At 42.6% G+C, this 13,399-nt stretch carries 11 protein-coding genes; 4 read left to right on the top strand and 7 right to left on the bottom strand.

Going from position 1 to position 13,399, the window contains the following annotated elements:
• The first annotated feature begins 225 nt into the window (after nt 1-225).
• Nucleotides 226-837, top strand: a complete 612-nt coding sequence (locus ACHEVO_RS01460; RefSeq protein ID WP_394123635.1) for a TetR/AcrR family transcriptional regulator — start codon at nt 226-228, stop codon at nt 835-837.
• A 43-nt stretch (nt 838-880) separates the two neighbouring features.
• On the opposite strand, the gene ACHEVO_RS01455 is transcribed toward ACHEVO_RS01460, so the two are convergent.
• From ACHEVO_RS01455 to ACHEVO_RS01425, 7 genes are all read right to left on the bottom strand, one after another.
• Nucleotides 881-1,507, bottom strand: coding sequence for a CDP-alcohol phosphatidyltransferase family protein (locus ACHEVO_RS01455; protein ID WP_394123634.1), 627 nt, complete (start codon nt 1,505-1,507; stop codon nt 881-883).
• Nucleotides 1,508-1,587: 80 nt separating this feature from the next.
• Nucleotides 1,588-2,220, bottom strand: coding sequence for an ATP-binding cassette domain-containing protein (locus ACHEVO_RS01450; RefSeq protein ID WP_394123633.1), 633 nt, complete (start codon nt 2,218-2,220; stop codon nt 1,588-1,590).
• Between the two features lie 125 nt (nt 2,221-2,345).
• Entirely contained in the window at nt 2,346-4,109 is a 1,764-nt protein-coding gene (locus ACHEVO_RS01445; RefSeq protein WP_394123632.1) for an ABC transporter permease, read from the bottom strand.
• Nucleotides 4,106-5,404 carry an ABC transporter substrate-binding protein gene (locus tag ACHEVO_RS01440; protein ID WP_394123631.1) on the bottom strand — a complete coding sequence of 433 codons (1,299 nt, stop codon included), beginning with the start codon at nt 5,402-5,404 and terminating at the stop codon, nt 4,106-4,108. Before ACHEVO_RS01440 ends, ACHEVO_RS01445 begins: the two co-directional genes overlap by 4 nt.
• Before the next feature lie 196 nt (nt 5,405-5,600).
• Nucleotides 5,601-7,649: an FAD-dependent oxidoreductase gene (locus ACHEVO_RS01435; RefSeq protein ID WP_394123630.1), complete on the bottom strand. Its 2,049-nt coding sequence runs from the start codon at nt 7,647-7,649 to the stop codon at nt 5,601-5,603.
• A gap of 362 nt (nt 7,650-8,011) precedes the next feature.
• Entirely contained in the window at nt 8,012-8,416 is a 405-nt protein-coding gene (locus ACHEVO_RS01430; RefSeq protein WP_102078490.1) for a hypothetical protein, read from the bottom strand.
• Between the two features lie 455 nt (nt 8,417-8,871).
• The gene (locus ACHEVO_RS01425) at nt 8,872-9,405 is read right to left on the bottom strand and encodes a DUF2058 domain-containing protein (protein WP_394123629.1); all 534 of its coding nucleotides are present in this window, start codon (nt 9,403-9,405) and stop codon (nt 8,872-8,874) included.
• 363 nt (nt 9,406-9,768) lie between these two features.
• Here ACHEVO_RS01425 and ACHEVO_RS01420 point away from each other — a divergent pair, with 363 nt between their 5' ends.
• The 3 genes from ACHEVO_RS01420 to ACHEVO_RS01410 form a co-directional block, all read left to right on the top strand.
• Complete coding sequence (locus ACHEVO_RS01420) at nt 9,769-10,632, top strand: universal stress protein (RefSeq protein ID WP_057760594.1); 864 nt, start codon at nt 9,769-9,771, stop codon at nt 10,630-10,632.
• A gap of 92 nt (nt 10,633-10,724) precedes the next feature.
• Nucleotides 10,725-11,408, top strand: a complete 684-nt coding sequence (locus ACHEVO_RS01415; RefSeq protein WP_394123628.1) for a cupin domain-containing protein — start codon at nt 10,725-10,727, stop codon at nt 11,406-11,408.
• A gap of 926 nt (nt 11,409-12,334) precedes the next feature.
• The coding region (locus ACHEVO_RS01410; RefSeq protein WP_394123627.1) for a hypothetical protein at nt 12,335-13,399 on the top strand (1,065 nt) is incomplete at its 3' end.

The following is a 13,399-nucleotide window of genomic DNA, read 5'->3' as shown; positions in this document are numbered from 1 at the left end:
TTAGCCACTGTAGAGACCATTTACTAGCTATCAGCATGACTGTTGAATTATTGTAGAGTGATTGTTGATAGCTAAGTCGCGCCCTAGCATTACGTTTGTTTACCAGACCGTTTCTTATATTAACTTTACTGTCGCACCCATTCAGGATAAAATTGAGCAATCATTCAAGTTTTATAGCCGTGCCCATTTCTATATGAGGTCACGGCTTTTTAAATGGGGCACATTATGTCACGCACCGCACTTTACAACCGTCATGACGCCTTGGAGCGTGCGCTACAGCTTTTTTGGCAAAAGGGCTTTCATGCCACGTCTCTAAAAGATATCGAGCAAGCGCTCGATATGCGCCCAGGCAGTATCTATGCCGCTTTCGGTAATAAAGAAGGCCTGTTTCAAGAAGCGCTAGAATACTATGCGCGTCTAGGATTGACTGAGCTTGAGCGAGTGTTGAGCCATCATGAAACGCCTTTATTAGGGCTGGCCGCTTATATACGTCAGCTTGGTGGGATTCGTGATAAGGCGTTACCGAGCCGAGCCTGTATGTTGGTCAAAAGCTTACTGGAGCTGGGCGCGCGTGAGCAGACAGCGTTAACCAAGGTGGAAATGCTGCTGGCAGGTATGGAGACGCGATTTATAGAATGCTTTAGAGAAGCGCAGAATGTCGGTGAGATGGATAGTGAGCTTGATCCGGTTAGACTTGGTCGCCGCTTACAGGCAGAAGTCATGGGACTGCGTGCCTTTGCACAGCGTGACATAGAGAGCTCGACGGTACACGCCCTTGCTGAAGATATGGCTTTATCTATAGAAGCACTGCGACTCGATGATTCGGTAAATGCTTAGCGGTATGATGACTGGGTTTTGATACGGCGTATATCTCAGACGCTTACTTGGTAGATTCGAGCTGCTTGAGGGTATGATATCCACCATGTATACGAGTAAAAATAGTAACAGCGCAGGCAGTAGCAAAGATACCAGCAAGTAGCACAAAATGCTGAGGCCAAATGCAAAGAGCAATAAAAAGAGCAATAGTCTCGGTGCCCTCGGTGAGGCCGTTGAGATAATAAAAGCTCTTATATTTAAACTGAGGCTTATCTAATTGAAATTTTTCTGCAGAAATCGCAAAAGCCAAAAAGCTCGAACCTGTCCCAATAAATGCCGCTAACAACAAGGCACCTGCAATAGCGTTTTGTGCAGGGTTGGCCAAAATAAACCCGAGTGGTACCGCAGCATAAAACAAAAAATCGAGGGTGATATCTAAATAGCCGCCTGCGCTTGAGCTTTGCTGGGCATAGCGTGCCATTGCGCCATCCAGCCCATCAAAAATACGATTCAATATAATCACTGCCAGTGCGCCATACCATAGCTCAAACGCGAGGAGTGGTAATGCCAACATACCAACCAAGAATCCAGCTACCGTGAGCTGATCAGCCGTAATACCGAGCTTATGCAATGTCGCTACTATTGGGGTTAGCAGTGGCTTGATAACGGGCGTAATAAACTTGTCTAACATGCGAGCTGCCTTTTGTATTTTGCTTATTTTGATACTTTGATTGGGTTTTTAGCGTTGATATTTGACTCTGATATTTAAAATTATCGTCCTACATAAATAACTTTGCCATTGGCTGCTTCGGCGTCGCTTTGGTCGTGCGTGACCATAATAGCAGGCAGCTTATGAGTACGAATCTGATCGAATACCAATTGCCGTGTATCCATTCTTAATTGAGTATCAAGTTTGCTAAACGGCTCATCAAGTAGTATCGCTTTGGGCTCACTCAGTAACGTGCGTAGTAGGGCGACACGTGCTTGTTGGCCACCTGATAGATTGTCAGGATGACGATCTCCCATCCCTTCTAAGCCCACTTGCGCTAAAGACTGCGCTATTTTTTCAACTCGCTGTTTTTTATTTCCTTTTGGCATGGCAAAAGCAATGTTGCCTGCGACTGATAGATGCGAAAACAGCAATGCGTCTTGATACAGAACACCAATCCGGCGCAAATGCGCAGGCAGGTGAGTCACATTTTCATCGTTTAGCCAGACAGTACCAGTCGCGGTAAAATCGCTAGCCAAAGTGCCTGTTAGCCAGTTTAGTAAGCTGGATTTGCCACTACCAGAAGGGCCCATCACGGTTAGGATGTCGCCACCAGCGATGTGCTCATTGATACTCAATAACTGCTCGTTTTGACGAAACAGCTGTAAGTCTTTTATCTGTAGAGATGATGGCATCAGGAACCCTTTATTTGCGTTTTCTATGACTAATTATTTTAGTATTTTTAGCAGCTAGTTTTTTCATAACGGCTGTTTTCGATAGCTGATACTTTTCACAACTGTTCTTATTCATGAGCAGCTTGCTACCGCGCGCCACTTCTAAAGAAGTATTTGGGTAGCACCCAAGCCAATATAAAACCGATGAGCGGTAGCGCCATTTGCATAATGGCATAGACAGCACTGGTGCGCCTACTGGCTCCATTTGCCAGTGTCACTGCTTCTGTTGTGATAGTGGCAATACGTCCGCCACCCGCCAATAGAGTTGGCAAGTACTGGCCAAAGCTGATCGCTAGACCGAGCGCTATAGCAATTAAAATAGGGGCAAATAACTGCGGCAGCTTTATCTGAAAAAATACTTTCATTGGTGCAGCACCAAGGCTGGCGGCCACATGAGCGAAACGTGAGTCTAAGCGTCGATAACTACTGGCCAATGATAAAAACACGTACGGTAGCACGAATAAAAGATGGGCGAATACCACGTTAAAAAATTCTGATTGATGATTGGCCAACTGCTGTAACCATACCAAGCCGAATAGAAATGCGATACTTGGCACCAATAGCGGTAAGTAAATAATAAAACTGGTGAAGTGTGACAATGGCTTAGCACTCAGTTGCTCAGCTTCCAAGCATAGTAAAGTCAGAAAAACAGCAAAGGCAGTACTAACGGCACCAATGCTAAGCGTATTGACCAATGGTGTGCTCATTTGGGTAAAGGCACTTTGAAAGTGTAATATTACGAATTGCTCTGGTAGCATCGCCGGAAACCGCCAAAATCCTGCAAATGCCCATAATACAAGGCCAGCGAGTGACAGTAGCATAAAACCAATCACGCCTACGGTAAGTATAGCGGTGACTTTTTGCCAGATAGTATCTGCATAATGACGTTTGCCATTGACTGATGAAACATTAAATATTGCTTTGATCGCTTTTTCGCCACCCAGCCAAAAAGCGACTAAACCTGCTGTCAGTACGAGCTGCAATAATGCGCCTGCTGATGCCTTAATACGTAGAGTAAGATCAACATCATTGAACCATTGTATGATAGAGACAGCAAGCGTTGGTGGTGTGTTAGGGCCCAATATCAACGGCATCTCAACGCTCGCACTGGCATAGGCCAACACGGCCAAAATCGGTAAACGTAGAAAAGGATATAACAGGGGCAAGACCACTTTAAAGAAAGCAGTAATTGGGTAATAACCTAAATTGAGTGCAACGGTATATTGTTGGCGCAATTTTTTGCCAAGCTCAGGCTGAGAAAGCGCGCCCAGTGCCATTAATAATAAAAACGGCAGCTCTTTTAAGGTTAAGCCTAAGATGATACTGATACCGTATGGATCATGCGGAAACATACCATCGGGTGCCATCTCCCAACCAGTTAGCCATGGGGAGATGAGCCGTGCAAACATACCAGACGGCGCAATCAAAAACCCAACGGCAATGGCTGCAGCTGCATGAGGAATGACCAAGATAGGGCTTAATAAATGCTCAATACGCTGCAACCAAACACTGTTAAAAAACGCGGCCAATATCATCAGGGCAATGACAAAAGCGAGTAGGGTGCTGATAAGTCCTGTAGCAAGACTTAATGCAGCCATCTGCATGATGCCAGGCGTTTGCCACAGGTCTATAAACCCTTGCAGATTCAAGGTCGTCTTTTCTAGGGCAGGAAGCCAGCTTAGGGCAGGCAGTAGTACACAGATGAGGCCACAGAGTACCGGTAATATTAATATAAGAATTAAGAGTTTGGGACTAAAAGACACGATACGCGTAAACAGGTCTTTTTTCTCAAGCGTAATAGGTCTAGGACTATCACCTTTTTTCGTTATTTTATCAAAACCGTGGCTCATGGACTCACCCCATAACGTGCTTGCCAGCCTTGCTGAATGGCCTCTACCCAACTTGGATGCGGCTCGCTTACCGTGCGTTTGACACTGTCAAAGGGCAGAGCGCTTGGATGAGGCTGCTTGGTTTTGAATAATGCTTGTTGTGCAGGGCTAAGTGTAGACTGAACCAGTACGCTTTTGTCACCCCATACCGAAGGGGTTTGTTTTTTTGCTTGGGCTTCTGGACTCATCAAAAAGTTGGCTACTAATTGTGCCGCCTGAGGATGGCTAGCGTTATAAGGAATGGCGACAAAATGAGTATTGCTTAAGCTGCCGTCGCTCATGGCATAGCTGCGAATGCTCTGGGGTAAGTCATAGCGCTGTACGGCCGCAGGAACCTCTGGTGCTGAAAAGGTAAACGCGAGACTCAGCTCCGTATCATCGACCAAGCGCCGCATCTGCGCACCTGTCTGCACGAACTGCTCGCCCTTACGCCATAAGGTTGGATGAAAGTCATCCAAAAACGCCCATAGCGGATCTAATACGAGCGCGGCATTTTCTTCAGTGGCAGGCAAGTTGAGCTGTGCGCTAGTGTTTTTACCCGTTTGAGCGTCTTGTTGCTCATGCAGCATAACTAAGACGTATTTTAAGAAACTCATACCCAAAAAATCAGGCGGCTTTGGGTAGCTAAAGCGGCCAGGGTTTTTTGCTGTCCAAGTGGTCAGTTCAGTTAGCGTTGTTGGCGGTTTACTGGTCGATAAGCTGTCATAATAAAACGTCAGAGAGGCTTGTCCCCATGGTGCTTCCATACCGTTGGTCGGCACACCAAAGTCAAAGTTTACGGTTGGATTATTGTCCGGATCAGTCAACGCAAAATTGGGCAGCTTGTTTGCCCATTGCTTGAGTAGTAATGAGCTCTCACTCATGGTGGCAAAGTTAGCACCATTAATCCAGATGAGATCCACACTGCCTTGATCGTCATTATGAGCAGATTTTTCTGCCAGTACACGACTGACTGCTTCGCTGGTATCGCTCAATTTGACATGGACTAAGTTGATATTATATTTATCATCGACTTGATCGGCGACCCATTGTAGATAGGCGTTAATTTGCGGATCACCGCCCCATGCATAAAAGTAAACATCTTGGTTGCTGCCTTGGGCTTCTATCTGCTGCCAAGGTGATAGGTCTTGGTTAATATTGGCAGTAGTTGGCGATGCTGTGCTTGCTGATATACCAATACAAATGCTCATCACCATAGCGTAGGTGCTATATCGCGTAAGACGTTTGAGCATCGGTAAAGTGGTAATAACGCGCATTCAAGTTTCCGTTATGATTTAAATGTTAGTAAAGCTGGTAAAGATTTTATAGTCTGCCATGTCAAACCAAACAGATACCACAAAATCTAAACCAGCTTTATTGGAGTCTTTTAACACTTTGCTGCTAATTGCATCATTTAATGACGTTGATCAGCAAACTGCCCTTAATTAACTGATATTAACTAACTATCACTAATTAACCGCGACGCCAAGTATGGTATTTTTCTAACCAGCTTAATACGGTCTCAGGGGCATGAGCACGTTTCCACTCACCAGCGGCGTATTTGTTGCCTTCTGCCCAAGTAGGGTAGCTATGAATGGTGCCCAATATTTTATTGAGACCCAGACCATGTTTCATGGCCAGTACAAACTCAGCGATTAGGTCACCTGCATGTTCAGACACTACCGTAACACCCAATATTTTGTCTTTACCTTTTGGCGTAATGACTTTGATAAAGCCTTTAGCCGCGCTATCCGTAATGGCGCGATCGAGCTCTTCAAACTCAAAACGAGTAATCTCGTAATCGATGCCTTTATCAATGGCTTCTTGCTCGTTGATACCGACACGAGCGACTTCGGGATCGATAAACGTAACCCAAGGAATGACGCGATAATCTACTTTAAACTTTTTCAGGTTGCCAAATAAACCATTCACTGCGGCGTACCAACCCTGATGGGCAGCAACATGAGTAAACTGGTATGGGCCAACGATATCGCCTGCAGCAAAAATATTAGGATATAACGTCTCGAGATATTCATTAGTTACGATCGTACGATTGGTTTCGATACCTAGCGCCTCTAAACCATAACCTTCAAGGCGTGCGCTACGGCCAACGGCACAAAGTAGCTCATCATACTCGATATCGATTTCTGTTTCATTGTGTTTGACGATAATGTATTTTTTACCATCACGTATTTCGCAGCGCATTGCTTGATGTGAGGTCAAAATATTGACACCGCTTTCAGTAAGCGACTGGTGAGCAAAGGTAGACACTTCAAGGTCTTCTTTACCCATAATGCGATCGCTCATCTCAATTTGCGTCACATTAGAACCCAATCGAGCAAAGCTTTGAGCAAGCTCGCTACCGATTGGACCACCGCCCAGTACTACTAGCTTTTTCGGAGCTTCTTCTAGTTCAGCAAACTTAGTCCATAGCGTGTCGCTGGTTACGTAACCTGTTTCTTCTATACCTGGCAGAGGTGGTACAAATGGGCGAGCGCCAGTGGCGATCACGATAGTACGCGCTGTTAGGGTTTGCATACCGCCGTCATTTAGTTGAATTTCTACTGTCCATGGGTCAATCAATTTGGCATATCCTTTGACCACATCGACGCCCAGATTGGTATAGCGTTCAACACTATCGTGCGGTGCGATATCAGCCACTACTTGCTGTACGCGTGCCATCACTTTTTTGAACGAAAACTGCGGTACAGTATTCTCTAGACCGTAGTTTTCACCATGGCGAATTTGATCAGCGATTTTTGCGCTTTTAATGATGGCCTTACTAGGTACACAGCCATAATTTAGACAATCACCACCCATCTCACCTGCTTCAATCAGCGTGACTTTTGCTTTGACGGCAGCAGCAATGTAGCTTGTAACCAATCCTCCAGCGCCTGCGCCAATCACAATCATATTGCGATCGAACTTTTTAGGTTTGGTATGGTTTTTATAAACACGGCGTTTTTTAAACATGTTCAACACTCCTTTTGCTATTAATGGGAAGAAACCTAATAACGCAAACGAGACAATTAAGTTGAAAGATAAAATACCTGATAAGCTGTCTATCTGTGCCAGCTGTGTCCCTGCATTGACAAAGACAAACGTCCCAGCCAGCATACCGATTTGACTGACCCAGTAGTAAGTCCATGTTTTAATAGACGTCACACCCATCAGTAGGTTAATCAAAAAGAATGGAAATATGGGTACCAGACGTAAGGTAAATAAATAAAATCCACCTTCTTTTTCGACACCTGCATCAATAGCTGCCAACCGCTCAGGAAAGCGCTGTTTGATGGTATCACGCAGTAAATACCGCGATGCCAAGAAGGCAATGGTCGCACCAATACTCGATGCAAATGAGGCAACGAGTAAGCCCTGAACCAAACCAAATAGCGCACCCGCGGCTAGCGTCAAAATCGCAGCGCCTGGTAAGGAGAGGGCAGTAACGACAACATATAGTAAGAAAAACCCACCGATAATCAACAGCGGTGACTGCGCTTTGTATTCATTAAATTGCGCCATCGACCCTTTTAAGCCATCAAGCGTCAATAATTGATTTAGGTCAAAATAAAAAAAGCTTGCCGCTAATATCAATATTAATAGTATTAAAAATATTCTTTTAATCATGGAAAATCCGGCCAAATAAGGGAGCGAAGGCTAAAATCGTAGTTATTACTCAAACAGTAGAATACTCATCATCTGAATAACTAAACTTAAGTAACAATACCTAAGTAATTATAGTTGAGTAACGTGGCGATCAAATCGAATCATCTAAATCGCCTAACTACGATAAAAAATTTAAGTCGGCAGGCTTAATAGTATATAAATTATGTCTTGCTGTCTGATATTTATACTACTTAAGCAATAAACACTGCCGCTGACATTTATACTGGAGACGTATTTTTACCCAATGTTAGGGTGTCATAGTCTCTCATTAGGAATAGCGCCAAACAGGCTGCCAGCATTGGCCAGGCGGCAAAGAACAACAAGTTATCAAAAGGCGTTAAGTAAAGACCAAAGGAGGCAAAAGTAGAAGCGGCGTGTAGTAATAAGATAATGCCGTATGTCCATTTTTTGAATAGACCCATGACAAACGAGAAGATAAGAATAATTTGCAAGCTACCAATCAGGTAAACAATAGTGATGCCCAAGTTTTCTAGTGCGTAGAATTTAGCAAACACATTGGCGGCATGCTCAGGGTTTACGAATTTGTCGAGTGTCCAAAAGAAGAACACGATGAAAACACCAAGGCGAAGAAACAATAGTGAGAGTGGCAAATGTTTTGGCATGAATTATCTCTTTTTGAGAAAAAGTAAAAGTGAATTGGAACAAATTAAGCAAATAAAACGGGCACGATGGCACCGAACTATCAGGTAACAAACACAGGTAAAATATGAACAATGTTGAGTGATTACTCAAAAATAAACAAAGTATTACCACAAAATGTACTAAAAACGCATTGTAGTGGTTATTGAATAACTGTTCAAGTTGATTATATCCATATTCTGGCAATTATATGACTAGGTTACTTTCTTTAACCAAACCAGCAATGTTAGGTTAAAGAAGCCCGATTTGTGTACGTTTGATTGAGTCTATCGACACATTTAACGTTTATTTTGCGCTATAAAGATTTGCATAACCCGTATAAACGCAAAAAGCCCTTTATAGAACGTAAATTCCATAAAGGGCTTTTGAGGGAATGCTTATAACACTATAGTAAAGCCAACAGCAGTAAAATAATGCCTTACCACATCAAGTCATCTGGAATCACATAAGCGGCATACGGATCGTCTTCTGCCAATGTTTCCTCAGCAGTGTCGTTTGACACAACCATAAAGCCTTCCATTTTTGAATCGATACGGTCAGCCAATGGACGAGGCAATAGCGCGTAGCTCTCTTCCAAACGTGTGATAACCACGTGACCGGCCACGATTTGATCGTAGAGTTTCTGAGTGATAGCGATTTTCTTTACTTTGGACTCATCGACAAACTGATAGCTAACTTCACCTTCTGTCTCAGTAATCTGATGCTGCTTAATCATTTGGACAATATTGGCCTTTAATGCTTTCTCTTCCAATACGCGCTGTTTCTCTTGATTAAGCTTTTGATCCTTTTCTAGCTTTTGAGCTTGCGCCTCTGCCAGCGCTTTCTTTGCTTCGACGCTTTCTGAGTCACCAGTACGCTTGGCATGTTGCGTTTGCTTGCTGATCTTCTTGGCCTTTTTGCTATCAACCAAGCCAGCCTTTAATAATTGAGCCTGTAGGGCATTTTTTGCCATAATCCAATCACCTAAATAACGATACCGAAATCATAAATATTAAAAAATACATTGTAGCAAACTTTGCTAGCGCATGTGGTCAGACGATGATAAGACTTTATATATAGCTAGGTATCAGTCTGCGGTGAGCCATGCACGATGCTGTCAGTAACAAATTGCAATTATTGCAAAAGGGTCGCACACATCGCTGGATGAAGCTGTGTAAATTGGTTATTATCAAATGAAGGGGTAAATTTACTTAATAAGGTAATTTTTAAAAGGGTAACTATTATAAGGTAAATGAAACATACCCTAGTCGAAGAGCATAGCTTGGTTAGATCTAACAAGCTGTATAGGATTAAATAATTAATTTAAGGACAGATTATGACAACATCACAGCACATTTTGGCCTGTATTGACGGCTCGGCAGTGACTGAATCGGTTTGTGACTATGCAGCATGGTATGCCAGTAAACTAAACGTACCTGTTGGATTATTGCATGTCAGTGACATACCAGCATCGACCAGACGAGATTTATCAGGTGCTATAGGCATAAACAGCCGTCAGTTTTTATTAGAAGAGTTGTCCCAGTTGGATGAGCAAAGAGCAAAAGTCGTCAACAGCTATAGTAATGCGTTGGTACAAGATGCCAAAAGCCACATTCAAAGCAGTTTCGCTGATGTCAATGTTCGCGTTTATCAACGCCATGGCAAACTGCTTCCTAGTATTGAGCATTTCAAAGAAGAAAATCGTGCGATTGTGATGGGACGCCGCGGAGAGGATCATAAGAACAGTCGGATTAATATTGGTAGTCAGATCGAGACAGTCGCTCGCGGGTCAGATATTCCTATATTGATTTGCTCAGAAAAATTTGAAGAGCCAAGTTCTTATATGATTGCCTTTGATGGTAGTAAAACTTCTATTAAAGCGGCACGAATGGTGTCAAAAAGTCCACTATTAAAAGGTTTAAAAGGTCACATCGTGATGGTGGGCAATCATAATGACGCCGCCAAACAAAGTATGAGCGCCGCCGCCGCACAGTTAGAAGATGCAGGATTTGTCGTTGAAGCACATCACTTATCTGCTTCTGATGCGGTGGATGGATTGCTAAAATTTCAGGTAGAGAACAATGTCGACATTATGGTGGTGGGTGCGTACGGACATTCGAAATGGCAGCAATTGTTTCTCGGAAGTACAACGACAGAAATTATCGCTAGCACGTTATCGCCGGTCATTCTCGTGCGGTAATAACGTCATATATTTGTGTTTATCGTCTAGGGCGTGTCTTCAGTCTTATATTGTGGGTACGCCCTAATCATTTAATACCTTTGGAATACTTTATGCTTATCAATGCAGATTTTTCACAACGTGCTTCACTGGCCCCCGAAGCACATCAATGGATTAAGTCACCACAAAATGGTGTAGAGCGTGTGATGCTTGATCGTGTGGGCGCGGAGAAGGCTCGCGCTACCAGTCTTGTGCGTTACGCGCCAAACTCTTACTTCCCGCATCATCTGCATCCAGGCGGCGAAGAGATATTGGTATTGTCAGGCACTTTTTCTGCAGATGACACTCATTATCCAGCAGGTTGGTATCTACGTAATCCACCGTCTTCAGGTCATCGACCTTATAGTGACGAAGGTGCTGTCATTTTCGTTAAATTGAGGCAAATGTCGTCTGACGAAACGCAGCACGTGGCTATCGACACTTATAAAGATGCTAATTGGCAGCAACAAGGTAGTCGTACTATCTGCCCGCTTTTTTCCGATGGGTTAGAGCACGTTAGTCTACAGCGTATCGATGCAGGCGAGTTGCTATTCACCGAGACAGTCCATGGCGGTGCAGAAATATTAGTTGTAGCAGGCGAGCTAATAGAGGGTGGACAGGTATATCAGCAGAATAGCTGGATACGCCTACCGGTAGATGAAAGCGTACAAATAAAAGCAGGGATGGAGGGTGCGACCATATACTTAAAAACTGGCCATCTTAATCATGTCATCGGTTTAGACATTGAGGAAACTTAAATAGCACTTATTAATTGTATAGACAAAATATAAAAATAATTTGGTACCTCTAGTTCTTAATCATGACGTACCAAATTATCACTTCAAAAAAGTAATATATTATAAGTAATACTCACTTTCGTGTGAACTTCATAAAAAAAGATACCAAGTATCATCTTTTTTTTATCTGCCTTCGAAAAATTCTAACCTTCCAAATAGTTTCTTCTAGAAAATTAGCCTAAGTAATTAGATAAAGTGCTTTTAAATAGCGATTTTGGCTGATCTTGTCTTTTTACCATCAAAAATTCTATTTATTTCTATAATAGATGAGAATGAATATTATTTATATTTTTATTATCTATTTACTAAAGAATCTTGGTTTATAAAAAATATTCATTGTAGTTCTATTCTCTTATCAAACCTACTTGTTATCTATAAGGTTAACTACTGAAACGTATTTATACAGGTTAATCTAAAGATAATATACCTTTTAAAATCAGATTATATTCGAAAAATAGAATATTATTTACAAATAAGCAAACAAACTCTGTTGACCTATAAACCTAGCATATTATTATAAAAGTAACAGCATAAAATATATCCGTAGCTTGCTATGAAACGTATACAAGTATTTTCTAACGAAAAAATGAATATTTACAAAGTCTAATAATAAGTAACAAAAGTTCTCTAAACTATTTGTGAATTAGATTTTTGTTGATAGAATGCATCATTATGTGAGGTTGTTATTTCTTATACATTGATATTAAGGTTTAACTAATATTTTATTTAAATATGTGTTTTATTAAATATATTGATATTTTAGAGCGACTTTTTATACAAATGATACTGTAGTTTTTTTAATAAAAGATTATGTAAACAATACTAATAAACGAAAACATTATTCTAGATTGATATGTATTTAGAATTAATTAATCAAGGATGATCCTATGAGCACTATCACAGTTAAAGTAAATGATAAAATTCAAACAATTACTGAGCACAAAGTATTTACCCAGAGTAACCAACCCACAGTCATTCAAGCTATCGACAAAACAAACTATGAGTTTTTTGATGAAACAGCAGGCCGCGCGCCAAAAAGTATCGCTACTAAAAGAGTAGACAAAGATCTTCATGTTTCATTTGAAGGAGAAAGCGTAAATCCTGATCTAATTATTAAAGAATTTTACGATACTATTGACAGTGCAATTGTAGGTATTGCTGAAGACGGCAGTTATCACTATTATTCGACTGAAACAGGTCAAATTGTAGATTATGCAAATGAGTTACAAGGAAGTGATGTTCAGGACCAATTAGTTAGCGAGAACGTACAAACGAATACTTGGTGGCAAAGTTTCACAAATAGTGAAGAAAACAATCTTGCACCATGGTTATTGGGTCTAGCAGGACTAGGTTTAGCATCCGCTGCTTTTTCTAGCAGTGGCGATGATAGTGATGCTGATGCTGATGCTGATGCTGATGCAGATGCAGATGCAGATGCAGATGCAGATGCCGATGCCGACGCTGATGCAGATGCCGACGCTGATGCCGACGCTGATGCCGACGCTGATGCCGATGCAGATGCCGACGCTGATGCCGATGCCGATGCCGATGCAGACGCCGATGCAGACGCCGATGCCGATGCCGATGCCGATGCTGATGCCGATGCCGATGCAGACGCCGATGCAGACGCTGATGCAGACGCTGATGCAGACGCTGATGCAGACGCTGATGCAGACGCTGATGCCGACGCTGATGCCGATGCTGACGCCGATGCTGACGCCGATGCTGATGCCGATGCTGATGCTGATGCCGATGCTGATGCTGATGCTGATGCTGATGCTGATGCTGATGCTGATGCTGATGCTGATGCTGATGCTGACGCGGATGCTGATGCGCCTGTCATCAATGCAGTCACAGGCGATGACATTATCAATACGATTGAAGCAGGTGCTGGGTTTAATGTGACCGGCACTGGTACCGCAGGTGACATCATCACCTTAACCAATGAAGCA

This window comes from Psychrobacter nivimaris (assembly GCF_043419765.1).
Lineage (GTDB): Bacteria > Pseudomonadota > Gammaproteobacteria > Pseudomonadales > Moraxellaceae > Psychrobacter.
The sequence above is the reverse complement of the archived record's forward strand: the minus strand, read 5'-3'. Positions and strand labels throughout refer to the sequence as shown.